24 protein-coding genes are annotated in these 17,004 nt (G+C 49.8%); all 24 read left to right on the top strand.

Annotated features, from left to right (window positions below; genetic code table 11):
- Window positions 1-6 precede the first annotated feature (6 nt).
- The 24 genes from IPL71_RS01335 to IPL71_RS01450 all read left to right on the top strand — a co-directional run bounded on the left by IPL71_RS01335 (window position 7) and on the right by IPL71_RS01450 (window position 16,660).
- A complete protein-coding gene (locus IPL71_RS01335) occupies window positions 7-333 on the top strand; it encodes a Rossmann-fold NAD(P)-binding domain-containing protein (RefSeq protein ID WP_345318174.1) in 327 nt (108 codons plus the stop codon).
- 20 nt (window positions 334-353) lie between these two features.
- Window positions 354-956 (top strand): NAD(P)-dependent oxidoreductase, encoded by a 603-nt coding sequence (locus tag IPL71_RS01340; RefSeq protein ID WP_345318175.1) that lies wholly within the window; start codon window positions 354-356, stop codon window positions 954-956.
- A 3-nt stretch (window positions 957-959) separates the two neighbouring features.
- Complete coding sequence (locus IPL71_RS01345; protein ID WP_345318176.1) at window positions 960-1,718, top strand: SDR family NAD(P)-dependent oxidoreductase; 759 nt, start codon at window positions 960-962, stop codon at window positions 1,716-1,718.
- Window positions 1,718-2,116 carry a hypothetical protein gene (locus IPL71_RS01350; RefSeq protein ID WP_345318177.1) on the top strand — a complete coding sequence of 133 codons (399 nt, stop codon included), beginning with the start codon at window positions 1,718-1,720 and terminating at the stop codon, window positions 2,114-2,116. Before IPL71_RS01345 ends, IPL71_RS01350 begins: the two co-directional genes overlap by 1 nt.
- On the top strand, window positions 2,113-2,466 hold the full coding sequence (locus IPL71_RS01355) for a hypothetical protein (RefSeq protein ID WP_345318178.1): 354 nt from the start codon (window positions 2,113-2,115) through the stop codon (window positions 2,464-2,466). The genes IPL71_RS01350 and IPL71_RS01355 overlap by 4 nt, the downstream gene beginning before the upstream one ends.
- Window positions 2,463-3,038: a hypothetical protein gene (locus tag IPL71_RS01360; RefSeq protein WP_345318179.1), complete on the top strand. Its 576-nt coding sequence runs from the start codon at window positions 2,463-2,465 to the stop codon at window positions 3,036-3,038. Before IPL71_RS01355 ends, IPL71_RS01360 begins: the two co-directional genes overlap by 4 nt.
- Entirely contained in the window at window positions 2,998-3,279 is a 282-nt protein-coding gene (locus IPL71_RS01365; RefSeq protein ID WP_345318180.1) for a hypothetical protein, read from the top strand. Before IPL71_RS01360 ends, IPL71_RS01365 begins: the two co-directional genes overlap by 41 nt.
- Before the next feature lie 109 nt (window positions 3,280-3,388).
- Window positions 3,389-3,946, top strand: a complete 558-nt coding sequence (locus IPL71_RS01370) for an ArnT family glycosyltransferase (protein ID WP_345318181.1) — start codon at window positions 3,389-3,391, stop codon at window positions 3,944-3,946.
- Window positions 3,921-4,955 carry a hypothetical protein gene (locus IPL71_RS01375; protein WP_345318182.1) on the top strand — a complete coding sequence of 345 codons (1,035 nt, stop codon included), beginning with the start codon at window positions 3,921-3,923 and terminating at the stop codon, window positions 4,953-4,955. Before IPL71_RS01370 ends, IPL71_RS01375 begins: the two co-directional genes overlap by 26 nt.
- On the top strand, window positions 4,903-5,829 hold the full coding sequence (locus tag IPL71_RS01380) for a glycosyltransferase family 2 protein (RefSeq protein ID WP_345318183.1): 927 nt from the start codon (window positions 4,903-4,905) through the stop codon (window positions 5,827-5,829). The genes IPL71_RS01375 and IPL71_RS01380 overlap by 53 nt, the downstream gene beginning before the upstream one ends.
- Before the next feature lie 356 nt (window positions 5,830-6,185).
- Entirely contained in the window at window positions 6,186-7,700 is a 1,515-nt protein-coding gene (locus IPL71_RS01385; protein WP_345318184.1) for an ArnT family glycosyltransferase, read from the top strand.
- 34 nt (window positions 7,701-7,734) lie between these two features.
- Window positions 7,735-8,649 carry a hypothetical protein gene (locus IPL71_RS01390; RefSeq protein ID WP_345318185.1) on the top strand — a complete coding sequence of 305 codons (915 nt, stop codon included), beginning with the start codon at window positions 7,735-7,737 and terminating at the stop codon, window positions 8,647-8,649.
- A complete protein-coding gene (locus IPL71_RS01395; protein ID WP_345318186.1) occupies window positions 8,610-9,245 on the top strand; it encodes a DUF6056 family protein in 636 nt (211 codons plus the stop codon). Before IPL71_RS01390 ends, IPL71_RS01395 begins: the two co-directional genes overlap by 40 nt.
- Window positions 9,238-10,158 carry a sulfotransferase gene (locus IPL71_RS01400; protein ID WP_345318187.1) on the top strand — a complete coding sequence of 307 codons (921 nt, stop codon included), beginning with the start codon at window positions 9,238-9,240 and terminating at the stop codon, window positions 10,156-10,158. Before IPL71_RS01395 ends, IPL71_RS01400 begins: the two co-directional genes overlap by 8 nt.
- 21 nt (window positions 10,159-10,179) lie before the next feature.
- Window positions 10,180-10,950, top strand: a complete 771-nt coding sequence (locus tag IPL71_RS01405; RefSeq protein WP_345318188.1) for a glycosyltransferase family 2 protein — start codon at window positions 10,180-10,182, stop codon at window positions 10,948-10,950.
- Window positions 10,951-11,179: 229 nt separating this feature from the next.
- Entirely contained in the window at window positions 11,180-11,725 is a 546-nt protein-coding gene (locus IPL71_RS01410) for a YveK family protein (RefSeq protein ID WP_345318189.1), read from the top strand.
- Window positions 11,722-12,228 (top strand): hypothetical protein, encoded by a 507-nt coding sequence (locus tag IPL71_RS01415; protein WP_345318190.1) that lies wholly within the window; start codon window positions 11,722-11,724, stop codon window positions 12,226-12,228. The genes IPL71_RS01410 and IPL71_RS01415 overlap by 4 nt, the downstream gene beginning before the upstream one ends.
- Window positions 12,229-12,596: 368 nt before the next feature.
- Window positions 12,597-12,989: an O-antigen ligase family protein gene (locus IPL71_RS01420; RefSeq protein ID WP_345318191.1), complete on the top strand. Its 393-nt coding sequence runs from the start codon at window positions 12,597-12,599 to the stop codon at window positions 12,987-12,989.
- Between the two features lies 1 nt (window position 12,990).
- Complete coding sequence (locus IPL71_RS01425) at window positions 12,991-13,176, top strand: hypothetical protein (RefSeq protein WP_345318192.1); 186 nt, start codon at window positions 12,991-12,993, stop codon at window positions 13,174-13,176.
- A complete protein-coding gene (locus tag IPL71_RS01430) occupies window positions 13,173-13,955 on the top strand; it encodes a sulfotransferase domain-containing protein (RefSeq protein ID WP_345318193.1) in 783 nt (260 codons plus the stop codon). The genes IPL71_RS01425 and IPL71_RS01430 overlap by 4 nt, the downstream gene beginning before the upstream one ends.
- A gap of 7 nt (window positions 13,956-13,962) precedes the next feature.
- Entirely contained in the window at window positions 13,963-14,535 is a 573-nt protein-coding gene (locus tag IPL71_RS01435) for a hypothetical protein (protein ID WP_345318194.1), read from the top strand.
- Complete coding sequence (locus IPL71_RS01440) at window positions 14,499-15,713, top strand: GAF domain-containing sensor histidine kinase (protein WP_345318195.1); 1,215 nt, start codon at window positions 14,499-14,501, stop codon at window positions 15,711-15,713. The genes IPL71_RS01435 and IPL71_RS01440 overlap by 37 nt, the downstream gene beginning before the upstream one ends.
- 10 nt (window positions 15,714-15,723) lie before the next feature.
- Window positions 15,724-15,915, top strand: a complete 192-nt coding sequence (locus tag IPL71_RS01445; protein WP_345318196.1) for an alpha/beta fold hydrolase — start codon at window positions 15,724-15,726, stop codon at window positions 15,913-15,915.
- Window positions 15,881-16,660, top strand: coding sequence for an alpha/beta fold hydrolase (locus tag IPL71_RS01450; protein ID WP_345318197.1), 780 nt, complete (start codon window positions 15,881-15,883; stop codon window positions 16,658-16,660). The genes IPL71_RS01445 and IPL71_RS01450 overlap by 35 nt, the downstream gene beginning before the upstream one ends.
- Window positions 16,661-17,004 lie beyond the last annotated feature (344 nt).

Below are 17,004 nucleotides of genomic sequence, written 5' to 3' on the forward strand. Positions count from 1 at the left end.
TAAAAAATGAAACCTACAATTCTACTCACCGCCCCGTATATGCTCCCCTTTCTGGAGCGCTTCAAACCTGTCTTTGATCAATATGGATTCGACCTGATCGTCCCTGATGTGCAGGAACGCATGGAAGAAGATGATCTGCTTAAATATGCCGGTCAATTTGACGGTGCCATTTGCGGCGATGACCGCTACACAGCACGCGTCATCGAAGCCTGCGCCCCACGCTTGAAAGTGATCTCCAAATGGGGGACGGGGGTCGATTCAATCGACGCCTCAGCCTGCTCCCGTTTCGATATCATTCTCGGCCGCACGCCAAATGCCTTCACCACCCCGTAGCGGATACTGTCCTCGGCTATATGCTGGCCTTCGCCCGCCGTGGCCCGTGGATGGACGCCGCCATGAAACGCGGTGAATGGGAAAAGATCCCCGGCAAGGCATTAAGCGAATGCACATTGGGAATCATCGGCCTTGGCAATATCGGCAAAGCCGTTACGCGCCGTGCCAAAGCCTTCGGTATGAAAGTTTACGGCACAGACATTGTCAATATTGACCATGTCTTCGTCAGCGAATCTGGCATCGAAATGACAGATCTTAACTCTCTACTTTCCAACTCTGATTTCGTCTCTGTCAACTGTGACTTAAACTCCACATCCCATCATCTCATCAACGCCAAAACACTTGCACAGATGAAATCCACAGCGGTGCTGATCAACACCGCGCGCGGCCCCATCGTGGAGGAGACTGCTCTTGTGGCCGCGCTCCAATCAGGTCAAGTGGGAGGCGCGGCATTGGATGTCTTCGAGTATGAGCCGCTGCCGTTGGAGAGTCCGCTTTTGAAGATGGACAACGTCATGCTTGCGCCACACAATTCAAATTCAAGCCCAACCGCCTGGGAAAGAATCCACTGGAACACGATCAAGAATCTGGTCGAAGGGCTGGGGATGGTCTACAAAGGATAAAGGATGAATAAAATCAAAACCGTTTTAGTCACCGGCGCAGCAGGTGGAATTGGCCGCGCCACCGTCGATCTCTTTGCTGAAAAAGGCTGGCACGTGATCGGCGTGGATCGTAACCCCTACACAGACTTCCCGCAAAACGGACTCTTCATCCGTTCTGATATTTCGCGTCCCGAAGATATGCAAGCCATCTTTGAGCAGGCGCACGCGTTTACAGACACCCTTGATGCATTAGTTAATAACGCCGCCATGCAGATCGCCAAACCATTGGTGGATACCACCGTGGAAGAATGGGATGCGGTGATGGCTGCCAATTTGCGCTCTGTATTTTTGGGCGTCAAACTTGCGCATCCTTTACTTAAGGCACGCGGTGGGGCGGCGGTGGTGAACGTCTCGTCTGTCCACGCCATTCAAACATCTGCGAATATTGCCGCGTATGCCGCATCCAAAGGCGGATTGCTCGCCCTGACACGCGCCATGGCCATCGAATTCGCGCCCGATAACATCCGCGCCAATGCGATTCTGCCCGGCGCTGTGGATACTCCCATGCTGCGCGCCGGCCTCGGCCGTGGACATCTCGGCGGCGAAAATGTGCAGGATCGGCTCGACAACCTGGCCCGCAAAACGGTCAACGGGCGCGTGGGGATGCCAGCCGAGATTGCCAGTGCCATTTATTTTCTGGCAGACAACCAACAATCATCTTTTATGACCGGTCAGGCGCTGGTGATTGACGGCGGTGCAACAGCAAGGCTGAGCACTGAGTGATGGGAAAAAGATCAAGCAAGGTCAACTCTCCAAAAAATAAAGCCAGAAAAAACAATTCGCTTAAGAAAAGCACGGTGCAGGCTTTATTCTATTTGAGCGCCATTCTTTGGCTGCTTTATGCTGTTTATATTGTTCTTGATATGAGTGCGGTAAAGAACACTGGCATGTCTGTAATTGCTGTGGCCTTCTTTCTTGTTGTGAATGCGGGAGCCATGCTTGCTTCTGGAATATTCATTATGAAAGTACAAAAGTGGACGTACTATTTTGCGCTGGGTGTTGCGTTCCTTAATGTTTTATTGACGCTGACCGGTCTGGTCGATTATTTTTTCGTAATCGCCTTGATTTTGGATCTGCTCATTCTTTTGGTGTTGTTTGGTCTTCGTAAGAGTTATCAATGAAATACGCCACTCCTGCGATTGTGCGCTATCTATTTGTCATCGCCGCTATTGAACTGGTCATCTTTGGCGCAGGCTCCATGATGCGGGTTGCTGACAACCCCGATATGAAAAATATATATATCAGCTATGCTGTTTTAATGTTTGGTGATGCCATAGCCATGCTGATTTTTAGTTTTTACATTCACAGACAAATAAAAGTGATCTATGGCGCTGCTGTGGTCTTTCTCAGCCTGAATATCATCCTGACGATCTTCGATCAGTTTGGATTGATCGATATTCTCTTTGTATTTCTGAATGCCATGATCCTGACTGCGTTGTATATTCTCCGCAAGGAACTTCTGCCCCAATGAAACAAATCCTGAAATCCATGCTCCCAACACCCATGTTGAATTTTGCGCGTGATACCTATGATGCAGTGCGCCGCATTCCACAACTGCCCGCCGCATATTTGCACCCGTGGCGGCGCGAGAGCATCCGCCGGCTGACTGAGCTAAAGGATATTCACAAAGGCAAACGCGCCTTCATCATCGGCAATGGGCCAAGTTTAAAACAAACTGATCTCTCCAAATTAAAGAACGAGATCACCTTTGGTATGAATCGTATTTACCTGATCTTCCCCGAACTTGGCTTTCACACCACATATTTTTCAGCCACAAACAATCTTGTGATCGAACAATTTCACGAAGACATTCTCGCACTGCCCATGCCAAAATTTTTAGCATGGCGCTCACATCATTACTTTGATCCTCAATTACCAACTTCACCCACTTCCTACTTTCCTTTACACTTCCTACACTGGCCCGCGCTTTTCCCCCGATGTGCGCGGACGGGTTTGGGAGAGCGCCACGGTCACCAACGTCACACTGCAACTCGCTTTTCACATGGGCATCGAACAGGTCATCCTGATTGGCGTGGATCATAATTTCACATCGAAAGGTGAAGCCAACAAAACGGTTATCTCACAAGGCGACGATCCGAACCACGTCTCGCCCAATTATTTTGGCAAAGGCATCAAATGGCAATTGCCCGACCTCGACACCTCAGAGATCGGCTACGCTCTCGCACGTGACGCCTACAAAAAAGCCGGCCGCGAAGTGCTAGACGCAACCGTCGGCGGCAAACTGACCATCTTCCCCAAAGTGGACTACAATTCCCTCTTCTAATCTACGATTTTGGATTTACGACCTTCAACCTTCGACGTTTGACGTTTGACGTTTGACGTTCGACCTTTGACTTTCACCTTTGACCTTCGACTCTTCCCACTCCCCCTCAATGACAAACACGAATCAACCTCAATTTCGCATCTGGTCTGCCCTCTTCATCATTTTCCTCGCCCTCGGCGGACTGCTGCGCCTGCTCGACATCACCGATCCCCCATTGGATTTTCAACCCTCACGTCAACTCCGCAATTCATTGGTGGCGCGTGAAATTTATTATTCCCTGCTGCCATCTGCCACAACTGAACAACGTGAAGCATCTGCAACCTTTGCGCTTTCGGTCGGGAAGTATGAACCGCCCGTGATCGAAACCATTGTAGCCATCACCTATCTCTTCACCGGCGGCGAAAACATCGCATCGGCCCGGGTCTGGGAGACTCTCTTCTGGCTCGCGGCGGGCGTCGCACTATTTGACTTGATGCGCCGCGCAATTTCACCGTGGGCCGCACTCGCCGGTCTTGCGTATTATCTTGTCTTGCCATTCTCAGTTCAAGCCAGCCGCTCCTTTCAACCCGACCCGTTGATGACATCCGCTTTTGTGATCGGCATTTATTTTCTCTATCGCTGGTCTGAATCTTACACATGGAGTGCAGGAGCTTGCTCCTGCATCTAAAAACGAAACTTGGAAATTCGCCATCCTCGCGGGCATCTTCCTCGGCCTTGCGACTCTAGTCAAGATCGTGATTGCCTTCTTTGCCGGTGCAGCCGCCATTGCATTGGTGTTATACACACTCAAAAAGGATTTCTGGAAATCCAAACAAGTGTGGACCATGGCCGCGCTGATGATCGTCCCTGCGCTCATCTTTTACATTCTGCTCAACCAAAGCCGCTCCACCGAATACTTCTTCGCATGGACTGTGACATTAATCAACCTCATCACCAGTACGGACTTTTATTCCAAGTGGCTGGCTTTTATTGGCAGCCTCTTCGGGTTGACGGTGATCTTCCTCAGCCTTGCCGGGGCATTGCTTGCACCTGCTCGTCTGCGCTGGTTATTGATCAGCTTGTGGGTCGGATACTTGTTATACGGGCTGACACTGCCTTTCCAGATGTACACGCACAGTTACTATCATATTCAACTGATCCCCATCGTTGCGCTGGGACTGGCCGCAGCGTTGAATCCGCTTTTTGAAAGAGTGGCAGTTCAGGGTCCAGTGGGACGCGTGGGTTTCATCCTCTTGATAATTGCAGTGATCGGATATCAATCATGGGTGGCGCGCTCGGTTCTGGTCGCCGAAGATTTTCATCATGAGCCGGCGTTTTGGCAGAGTGTTGGCGATGCGATTCCGGCAGATGCAGAGGTGATCGGCCTGACTCAGGATTATGGTTTTCGGTTGATGCTCTGGGGCTGGCGCAAAGTTAGCCTGTGGCCGCTGAGCACTGGTCTCAGTGAAGCACGTGGCGGCGGACAGGACGCGAATGATTTTGCCGCGCTCACCGAAGGCAAGGATTATTTTCTGGTGACCGCATTTGGTCAACTCGAAAAACAGCCTGAGCTAAAAATAATTTTGGAACAATATCCGATCGCAGCGGAAGGCGATGGATATGTGATCTACGATCTACAAAATAATGACCGTCGTCTCCATCATCACCCCTTCATACAATCAAGCCGCCTATCTTGAGCAGACAATTAACTCTGTCTTGAATCAGGACTATTCGAACATTGAATACATCTTGATCGACGGTGGATCAACCGACAACAGCGTTGAAATCATCAAACGCCATGCGAATCGTTTTGCGTATTGGGTTTCAGAAAAAGACAGCGGACAAGCCGAAGCCATCAACAAGGGATTTGCAAAAGCCACCGGTGAAATCATCGCATGGTTGAACTCTGATGATTATTATCTTGACGGCGCAGTCAGCGCGGCGGTGAAGGTCTTTGATGAAAATCCCGATATTGTGCTGGTCTATGGCAATATGCTGGCCGTGGACGAAAACGGAAAAACTTTTAACACACTAAATTACAAACAACTGTCTCTCGAAGATTTACTTTGTTTTCAGATCATCGGCCAGCCCGCTGTTTTTATGCGCCGCTCTGCACTGCAAAAAACCAGCGGACTTGATTCCACATTCCACTTTCTACTCGACCATCACCTCTGGATTCAACTCGCCCAATTGGGCGGGATTCTCCACGTGCCGCAAACTTGGGCAGCGGCGCGTTATCACGCCGAAGCCAAGAACCGCGCCAAGGCCGCCGAATTCGGGCGCGAAGCCTTCCGCATTTTGGATTGGGCCGGGAATGATAAATCTCTTGCTCCAATATTAAATCGCGTTTCACGCCGTGCCCGCGCCGCCGCCAACCGCGTGGACTCACGCTATCAACTCGACGGCGGACAATCATGGTCCGCGTTAAAAGCCTGGTTCCGCGCACTCACCATCCACCCGCCCACTGCCCTGGCGCGGATGAATATCCTCGGCTCGATCTTGCTGCGCTTAATGCATCTCGATCAACTCCGTGAGTTAATTTTGCAAAACCGCAAAAATCGCTACAAGTAAAAAAACGGAGCGCGGACTTCAGTCCGCATTATTTGGCTTCAGTCTGCGCTCTTTTTAACGTCCAATAATGGATAAGGATTTTTTACCTCAGAGACGCGGAGAACGCTGAGAAAACCTCTTAAAAGCTCTGTGAACTCTGCGTCTCTGCGGTCAGAAATCGTGCTTTTGACATGACTTTGGCTTATCCATTATTCACGTTTTAAGTTTCTTCCGTAGCTCTGTAATCTCAGTGGTTTTATCCTTTTGACAAGCCCGCACAACGACTCTTCCCCCTTAAATAAGCCCAGAATAAAGATGATAAAATGAAAGACGTTACTTTTACGTATTTTCATTGATTTACACATAAAAAACCCTTCATGTTGAAAATAAACAACTCCAATCCCATACTTAACTTTCTCCTTTCCTGGAAACTTGGGCTGATTCTGCTCCTGCTGGCAGGGATGGGAATCCGCATGTACGACCTGACCGACCCCCCGCTTGATTTCCACTCCACCCGTCAGATGCTTTCCTTTCATAAAGCACGCGGCATGTATTATGAATTCCGCACCGATGCCGATCCTGAAAAACGCGCCTTCGCCATCCAGCAATGGAAATACGGCGCGGCGGTTGAGCCTGAAATTCTCGAACGCATCGTCGCATTCACCTACCGCTACACCGGCGTGGAATTATGGGTGGCGCGCATCTACTCCTCTCTTTTTTGGGTGATCGGCGGCCTGTTCATTTTCCTGCTTGCCAAAGAACTGGTCTCGATCAACGGCGCGTTGGTATCCACTGCCTTTTATTTATTCCTGCCATGCGCAGTTTCTGCCAGCCGCAGCTTCCAGCCTGATTCAATGATGATCATGTTGATCATCATTTTTTGGTGGGCAGTCTTTCGCTGGTCGAAAAATCCCACATCCTACGGCTGGGCGGCGTTCGCCGGTTTATTCGGCGGGATTTCCATTTTCATTAAACTGGTCGCTGCATTCTTTGTCGTAGCGGCGGGGTTGGGCGCAGCCCTCGGCGGGCAGACTCTTCGGGATCTCATCCGCAGGCCTCAGGTCTATTTGATGAGCGTGCTGGGCATTCTGCCGGGTGCAGCTTACATCGTCTACGGGGTGTGGTTCACCGGTTTCCTCGGCCAGCAATTCGGCGGACGTTCCATGCCCGCGCTTTATCTCAGCCCGGCCTATTATCTCGGCTGGATCGGGATTTTGAATCTCGTCATGGGCGGGATTCCCATCCTGTTGGGATTACTCAGCTTTTACTTTATCCGCGACAAGGGGACTTTCCGCTTCCTCTCCGCGCTGTGGGCTGGGTACCTGCTCTTCGGCATTTACTTTAACTATCATATTTCCACCCACGATTACTACAGCATGATCCTGATCCCGATCGTGGCGCTTTCACTCGCTCCCCTCGCAGATTATCTCATCACCGCCCTGCAACAGACTCCGTTTTATGAACGCACAAAGATCATCCCCGTCTTGTTCGTGATCGCCGGGCTTTTTCTTGTCAACTGGAATACACGCGCCGTTCTTAAAGCAAATGACTATCGCGACGAACCAGCCAAATGGACTGAGATCAGCCAAACCGTCGGAAAAGATGCGCGGCTCATCGCGCTCACCCAGGATTATGGAATGCGTCTCTCCTATTGGGGATGGATTTCCACTGTGGCGTGGCAGCGTTCCGGAGATATTTATTATCATGAAAATCGCGGTGCAGAGTTCCAGTTTGAAAAAATGTTCGCCGAAACTGCATCCAATAAAGACTATTTCATCATCACTGATTTTGACGAGTTGGAAAAGCAGACCTTGTTGAAGGATTATCTTTACTCGCAATATCCCATCGCGTTCTCGGGCGAAGGCTACATCATCTTTGATCTTCAGCCTTGATCGCATTCCCCGTAATCCATTTTGGAGTTTGTAAATGACTGTTCGTGATTCGTTAAGAAACAAAAATATCCCTGCGTTAATTTTGCAGGGCGTACTCATGCTTGGCGCCGCAATATTTTTTACCCTGATGCTTGTTTATTCCTATCAGGGCTGGTTCACCCGCTACATGGCCGATGACTATTGCAACGCGGTTCTCTTTTCAGAAAATTTCACCAACGGACTTTACCAGCGCTACATGACCGGCTTTGGCGGAAACCGTTATTCGAATATCTGGCTGGTGGGCGTCTCTGAAATTTTCGGCATCAAGAGCATTCCCATTCTGCCGGTCTTTCACATCATGCTCTGGGTCATTGGATTAATTCTCGTGATGAGCGGAGTGAAAAAACTCGTCAAAGCGGAATGGTCGTTTGCAATGACATCCTTTCTCGGATTATCGATTGCATTCTTCACGTTGATTCAAGCGCCCAATCTCTATCAGACTGTGTATTGGCGCTCTTCGATGAGCACGCATTTTGCACCCGTGGTCTATGGCACTCTGCTCCTCGCCTTCCTTCTCAATCAATCATATAAAGCCGCGACTCAATCCATTTCAATTTCATCAATTGTGATCGCTTTTATTTCCGCTTTTATCGTCGGCGGATTTTCAGAACCAGCCGATGCGGTTCAGGTTACGATATTGATCCTTGCCATCGCCGCGGTCTGGCGTTGGGGAAGCAATCCCTCAAAGAAAAGAATCCTAACTCTGCTCGGTTGGACTCTAGGCGCGGCTATTCTTTCACTGACGGTCATGGTCATCTCGCCCGCTAATTCACAGAGATTGGGCGATGATCCTCCGGGCCTGATGTTGTTGATCATGATGCTTTTTATTTCAGCTATATTTTTATTACCAAGACGCTGCGTGAACTCCCGTTGCCAAACGCCCTCTCTATATTTGTCCCTGCTTTTTTGATGTGGATATATGGACAGATCAACAATCTCGAAGTCTCTGCCGCTCAAAAAAGCAGTTTATGGTTCGTGGTGATTGCCATCCCCTTGATCGCATATCTGCTGATCGTTGCGAGTTTTTCCCCAAGCGTTTATGGGCAGGGTTATCCTGTGCCGCGCGTGCAGTTTTATGCGCGCTTAATCATGACCATTGGCCTGCTGGCAGATGGCGCGTTGATCGGCGTTCTGCTTTCACAAGCCCACCCTAAAATAAAGCATCCTGTTTTGCGATCAGTCATTGTCATTCTGTTTTCACTTGTAGCAGTGATCTATCCATTCAGGGCGGTGATGCGTGCCTGGAGTGAAATCCCAACCTATCGCGCCCGCGCCGAGTATTGGGACAAACGTGATGCCATCATTCGCACACTCGTAGCTCAGGGTGAAACTGATTTAACAGTTATTCAATTTGACGGTGTGGATGGTACAAAGGAATTGGACACATTTGCCACGCACTGGGTCAATCGCTGCGCCGCAAATTATTATGAAGTAAAAAGCATCCGCGCCATTCCCATTCCTTCCGAATATATCGACGAATATTTTAATGAGCAGAGTGATGAATAAGTTATCTCCCATCCTTGTCACAGGAGCGCATCGCAGCGGCACGACCTGGGTCGGGCGCATGTTATCCGCAGAAAAAAGCACGGCCTACATCAGCGAACCGCTGAATGTTTTGCATCGGCGCGGCGTGTATGGCGCTGATGTTCCACACTGGTATCAATACATCACCGCTGAAAACGAAGCGCAATATCTTCCCGCGTTTCAACAGCTTATGAATTTTCGATATCATCTTTTTGCAGAGATTGGTTCATTGCGTTCGCAAAAGGATTTTCTGCGCATGGGGCGCGATCTTTCTGTTTTCATGAACGGCAAAGTACGCGGTCAACGCGCCCTGCTTAAAGATCCGTTCGCGGTTTTCTCCACGCCGTGGTTCGCGCAAACATTAAACTGTCAGGTCGTCATCACCATCCGTCACCCCGGCGGATTCGCCAGCAGCCTGAAGCGCCTCAACTGGCCGTTTGATTTTCGTGATCTGCTAGCCCAGCCGATGTTGATGCGTGACCATCTCGAAAAAGATCGGGCGGATATGGAATCCATGCCGGCGGATGATATTATCGGGCAATCGGCCCTACTCTGGCGGATGATCTACCGCTCGGTTCACACTACCCGCAGCCTGTTCCCGCACTTCAAAATTGTTCGGCACGAAGACCTTTCGCTTGATCCCGTCACAGGGTATAAATCCCTCTATGAATCTCTCGGCTTAAATTTTGACGAAAAGGTCCGCGATACGATTTTGAACTCCAGCAGTTCCGAAAACCCGACCGAGCTATCGAAGAAAAAAGTCCACTCGGTAAAATTGGACAGCCGCGCCAACATGGACAACTGGAAGAAACGCCTAACCGCCGAAGAGATCACCCGCATCCGCAAGATGACAGAAGAAGTCTCACATCACTTCTACTCCGACACCGAATGGTAATTTCTAATCTCCTAATTCCTAATGCCTAATCTTTCCCCTCTCGTCTCCATCATCACCCCATCCTTCAATCAAGCACGCTATCTCGAAGCCACCATCAACTCAGTGCTTGGGCAGGATTACCCACGCATTGAATACATCATCGTAGATGGCGGCTCCAAAGACGGCAGTGTGGATGTGATAAAAAAGCACGAAGCGAGAATCGCCTGGTGGGTCAGCGAGCAGGATAAAGGTCAGACTGATGCGATCAATAAGGGATTCAACCGCGCCACAGGTGATATCCTCGCCTGGATCAATTCCGACGATACGTATAATCCGGGTGCGGTCAGTGCGGCCGTGAAATATCTGATCGAAAATCCCGAAGTGGCAATGGTCTACGCGGACTGTAATTTTATAGACGAGAATGACCGTGTGATCGGAAAATTCAACGCCGCGCAGACAGATTACCGCCGCCTGCGTGAAGGCTACGTCCACATTCCGCAGCAGACGATGTTCTTCCGTGCAAAGTATTGGAAGGAACTCGGTCCGCTTGACCCTTCGTTCTACTTCGCCATGGACTACGATCTGTGGACGCGCATCGCCGCTCACGCGCCGTTTAAATATCTTGCCGGACAAATATGGGCGAACTTCCGCTTGCATACTTCGGGCAAAACCGTCGCTGCAGATGACCGCTGCTGGCCCGAAATGATCCGCGTGCATTATCGCGACGGCGGCAGTTTCTTTTCGATTATTATGGCAAAATACTACCTAAGAAAAATCATCGGTCCCCTCTGGAAATGGCGGATCAGGAAGTGAGGAGTGAGACGAGAATGAGAAAAAGTAATAAGTGAGAAGTAAAACGTGAAACGTGCAAAACCATTTTCTTCTCCTCTCACTCTACTCACCATTCCCTCTTTCTTCTTTCCTTCACCCTTCATCTTTCATAATTCATCCTTCATCTTTCACCCTTTCCCCTCCCATGACCCTACTCACCTCCCCCTCTCTCGAAGACTTTATCCGGCTGCTTAAGGCCTGGCGCTTTTGGATGTTTGGCGCGCTTCTTGGCGCTGCGCTTGGCGCGGCACTGTACTATATTGCCCCGCCGCCTTATCGGGCACAGGCCACCGTCAACGTGGACTTTAATCTTGAGCAAGCCTGGCCGCAGGAAACAGACCGTCAGCAGTTTTATTATCTTGAGCGTGAATCTCGCAAACTTGTAGAGATCGCATGGTCAGATGATGTGATGAGTCAGTTATCTTCCGAGTTTGCTGTGACCGTGGAAGACCTGCGCGGAAATAAACTGCAGCTTAGTCAACCCGCCGAGGCCGGCTGGCATTTTTACGCAGACGATAACGATGCAGAATTTGCCGAGTCACTGGTTTCAGCCTGGGCTGAAGCCTTTGTTGCCAAAACACAGACCGAAATCGATGCGGGCAATATCAATGAATTTGTAAAACTGGAAGCGACCCAATCCAAGAATCTACTCAAAGAGCGCAGTGTGCCGTTGAGCAGTTATCTGTTCGCCGGCTCGATTGGATTTCTGACGCTTGCAGTTTTTGTTGTGTTGTTTATTTTTCCCAAGAACAAATGAAGAATTCAGTTTTCTCCATGCTGACCGATCCTCAAAAACTTTCGCGCATTCTGTGGGGCGCGGCCTTGCTGACTCTGCCGGTGACCAGTTTTCGCTGGTTTCCATTTCTTGGTGAAGGCACGCTGGTTCGTCCGCTGGCGCTCTATCCGCTGGCGTTGTTGATACCGCTATTGGTGATTCAGTCACTGCGCCGAAAGGAAAAGCTCAATTGGGCGGGGGCGTTGATTCCGCTTGGGATGCTGATTCTGTTTATTGTTGCAGCGACCAGTTTCGGGGCGTTGATCGATCCGATCCCGTTACGTGGACAAATCTACTCGGGCAGAGTCATCCGCGCGCTGGCGACTCTTTTCATCGGCGTGGCATTTTTCATATCCGCGATCTGGATGAATAAAGAGTCAGATGATTTTCTTTTTTCGGTGCGCTGGCTCTTGGCTGGGTTTGTGCCTCGATCTGGCGTGGAGCGGATTGCAAGCCGTCACTTTTTACACAGGGCTGCTCAATAAGGAAATGGTGACGCACTGGCAGCTTGCATTTTCAATGCGCGAACTGGTGCGCACGAATCGCATCTCGGTTCTCGCGTATGAACCGGCCTGGCTGGCGGGGCAGCTTGCGACGGTGTTCATTCCATTTTTGTTTGCATCGGTGATGACAAATTTCCGGGTCACTCGTTTTAAGTGGCTGGAACCTGTTCTACTGGCATTCTCTTTGCTGGTGCTTCTCGCCACCTACTCACGCGGCGGACTCTTAACCACAGTCGCGGCGGCCGGCCTGACATTTTTATTCTTTGGCCGTGAGAGCATCCGTGCGATCTGGGCATGGTTCGTCAACGGCTTTCGGGGACGCACAGTTCGAAATTTTATTTCGGATCGGAATGATCGTTGCCGTGCTTGGGGTTTTCGCCGGCACGTTTCTTTTTCTCAGCCAGAAAAATTTCTTCCGCCGTTTGTGGGAAACAGACGCGAAGAATCTAAGCGAATATATCGTGGATATCAACGCCGGCGCGCGCGGTGCATATTCCGCTGGTGCATACGCCGCTTTTGAAGAATATCCATTAACAGGTGTGGGGCTGGGCGCAAGCGGCTTTTATATTTATCCCAACCTGCCCGATTGGGCGCTGACCACCGTGCCTGAAATTGCAAAACAACTCAGCCCTGAGAATCGTTTGTACCCCAACCCGAAAAATCTTTACGTGCGTTTGCTGGCTGAAACCGGCTTGATCGGGTTCTTTTTTATTCGTGGCATTTCAACTTTATATTCTCGGTGATATGTTAAACTTGCTGAAACGCAATGAACCCTGGGCGCGTTTTGCAGCCATCGCCGGAGTATTTGCGTGGTTCGCAATCACATTTTATAATTTCACACAGGATTCGCTCACAACACCAAACATCTGGCTTATTCCGGGCATACTGGTGGGGCTGTCTGTTATTTCATCGTACAAGGAAATCAAATGATCGTTCTCTCTGTTGGTATGCCCCGCGCTGGTTCCGGCTGGCACTATAATCTCATTCATGATCTGATGGAAACAACAGGCTGTGCAGATGCGCGTGATATCCGCGAGCGCTACCGTTTGCAAAAAATTCTGACCGAAGTAAATTGCAACATCGGTGTGCTTTCTGCCAGAAGACTGGGACTGGTAGCCCTGCCCGCGCTGGTAAATACCTTCGTCATCAAGGCACACGCCGCCCCCAGCAGTGCATCGCGTCTGCTCTCGACTTTGGGCCTGCTTCGCATTACATACATTTATCGTGACCCGCGCGACGCCATGCTCTCCGCATATGATTTCGGTCAGCGCGCACTCGTCAAGGGACGTCCCAACGCTTTCTCGCATCTTTCCGATTTCGAAAAAAGTGTCGACTTCATGATGGAGTACGTCCACATTTGGGAAAAGTGGATGCAGGAAAAAAATGTACTGGTGGCGCGTTACGAAGACCTGCTGACGAACTACGAAGCAGAATCTGCCAAATTGGTGGATTATCTCAAATTAAACGGCAGCAGTTCCCAGGTCCAGGCGGTGATCGAGAAGTATCGTCCCGATGCGGCGGAAGGTCAACAGGCTGCACTTCTTCAAGGGCAAGATCAGGCGCTTCCGCGAATCCTATACAGAAGCGCAGAAAGCGGTCTTAAAAGACAAATTAAACGCATATTTAGTCCGTATGGGGTACGAAGAGTAAGGTGTAATCAACCTGTAAGTCGTTTGAGTTGCCGTCTCCAGCGTTTTTCGTTATCATAGGGAAGTTATGCTGCGTAAATACGATACACCCTACATGGCAGACTGGTTTGCCATTTCATTAAGATGGATCATGCTGGTTGGTTTGATCGTTTCGCTTGGGCTCGGGGGCAAGTTGGAATTATCCATATCCTGGCCGCTTGGCTTATTGATCATTTGGAATCTCGCGATGACCGCGATGGCCGGTCTGAATGTACGTATGACCTATCATCGTCCGATTAGTATTTTGGCGGATCTGGTTTTGTCGGGGGCTTTTTTCTGGGTGCAGGGCGGCTTGCGCGGTCCTGCAGTTTGGACTGGTTTATTACCGATCTTAACAGGTTCGATCTATTATGAATTACTGGGGGCTTTGCTCGCTTCGTTATTTTTCCTTGGATTAATGATCTACACCGGTATGCAAACGGAAGGCGATTTGCCGCTTGCAATTATCATCTCTGTTACGATGGTTGTGCTGAGTCTTGTGTTTGGTTTTCTTGGCCGGCGTATGATCGCGCACATGCGAAAGAACCGCGAGTTGTGGCAGGATTCGGAAGAAAAAAGACCGCCATGCAGACCGAGCGTATGCGCGCCATCTACGAATTGACCACGACACTTTCCTCCACGTTGAGTTATAAACGGGTGCTCGAATCTGCATTGAATATGAGCGCCGCCGCCTTGAACCCGGACCCTGAACAGTTGCTCAACGACCCGTTGGTGGGGGCGGTGATGTTATTCAACGGTGGCAAATTGCGCATTGGTTCTGCGCGGCGTTTTACCACCGCCGATATGCGTGCGACTTTCGACGCAGCGGAAGGGGTGCTAAAAAAAGCTCTGGATGAAGGCGAGCCCGTCTTTTTCAAGGATATCGGGTATGACCTTGAACTCGGGCGTGTGATCGCCCTCAGAAATTGCACCAGCGGATATTGTTTTCCCTTGCGCAGCGGATTCAATGTATATGGCGTGTTGTTATTTGCCCACCCCGACCCGGAATATTTCACCACGGAACGCCGCAACCTGCTTGATATTATCGGCCGACAGGCCGTGATCGCGATCCAAAATGCACGGTTGTATCAGGACCTTGTGGAAGAAAAAGAACGCATGGTGGAAATCCATGAAGAAGCGCGGAAAAAGCTGGCGCGCGACCTGCACGATGGTCCCACACAATCTGTGGCGGCCATGGCCATGCGTTTGAATATCACACGGCGCATGCTGGTCAAAGATGTGAAAGGTGCCACTGAAGAAATTGTCAAATTGGAAGAACTGGCACACCGCACGACAAAAGAAATTCGTCACATGCTCTTTACCTTGCGCCCGCTGATCCTTGAGTCTCAAGGACTTGCTGCGGCGGTGCAGGCCATGTCAGATAAGATGATGGAAACATACACCCAAAAAGTTACACTTAATATTGATGAGCGGGTAACCACTCAATTGGAAATGGGCAAACAGGGCGTTATTTTTTATATCATTGAAGAAGCGGTTAATAATGCCCGCAAGCATGCCGCGGCCCCTGTCATTGCTGTGAGTTTGCGTCAAATGGATGCCGGGATCGCGCTATTGGAAATTGCTGATAACGGACTGGGCTTTGACGTAAAATCTGTAACAGAAGCGTATGATAAGCGCGCAAACAGCAGTCTGGGCATGGTCAATTTGCGTGAACGCGCCGAGTTGGTGAATGGTTTGTTCCATCTTGATTCTGTGCCAGGCAAGGGGACAAAAGTTCAAGTATATATTCCGCTCACTGAAGATGCCGCCGATCGTTTGCATCATCCACGCGCCAAATAAAAAAACAAAAATGCCGACAACAACTGAATTATATTATTTTGCCCATCAGGCAGAAGTAGAAGAAGGCGCGGTTGCCAAACACCCGCCTGTGATCCTTATCCACGGGGCGGGCGGCACCCATTTATCATGGCCGCCGCAAATCCGCCGCATGGCTGATGAAAAGATTTATGCGCTTGACCTTCCCGGCCATGGAAAAATCTGAAGGCGCAGGCAGGCAATCCATAGATGAATATGCCGATGATGTGATCGCGTTTATGAAAGAGTTGAAGATCCGCTCGGCTGTGTTTGTGGGCATCTCAATGGGAAGTGCAATTGCGCTCACACTCGCGTTGAAATATCCCAAACAGGTATTGGGGCTGGGGCTGCTTGGTTCCGGTTCAAAGATGCGCGTGGCGCCAACTCTTTTAGAGATGGCGGGCAGTCCAAACACATTTGAATCTGCTGTAAGTATGATCAACGAAAATTGTTTTGGCGCAGAAACTCCGAAAAATTTGCTGGAACTGTCAAAGCGAACCATGCTCGAAATTCGTCCGCCTGTTTTGCTCGGTGATCTTCTGGCTTGCAATGAGTTTGATGTAACCAGTCAGTTGGAATTGATCAAAGTCCCCACGCTCATCATATGCGGCGCTGAAGATAAAATGACGCCATCGAAATTTTCAGAATCACTGCATGTTGGAATCGTCAACTCGAAGCTTCATATTTTGGATAAAACCGGACACATGGTCATGCTCGAACAACCTGAGACGGTTGCAAATTTGCTGAAATTATTTATTGACGGAATTCCGCTAAAAGTTAGGAAGCCAAGAAAAAAACGCATCATCCCCGACGGGACAACTGAACCGGCCCCGCAGACAGAATCAGCGCCGCCGGTTGAACCTGCCACGCCCAAACCCGAAGAAGCTGCTCCCGAAAAAAAGAGCACAGACGTAGAGATTGTTTTAATGTAAATAACGAATTTTTTTAAACCACAGACACTTGCGCCATACGCCACATCGTCTTGATGTATTTTCGGGAGTGCGGCGTGAGCGCAGATTTTTTGAAAATATGAATAAAAACGTTTTCAGCGTGTGAAGCGATCTGCTCCTGTTTTAAAACTATCGTGTGGCAGTTCGATTATAGGTATGGTTTTATAGGATATGGGGGCTATTCTCTGTCAATTCCGAAGGAATGAAATGATTGTAGCAAAAAAATATATTGAAAAACAAACCCCGAAGGGGTGCCATGGATTTTTTCGATCTCTGACACCCCTTCGGGGTTGAATGCCGCGTTATCTATTTCCTATAATCATTTG

The sequence above is a fragment of the Candidatus Villigracilis proximus genome, from assembly GCF_016717045.1.
Classification (GTDB): domain Bacteria; phylum Chloroflexota; class Anaerolineae; order Anaerolineales; family Villigracilaceae; genus Villigracilis; species Villigracilis proximus.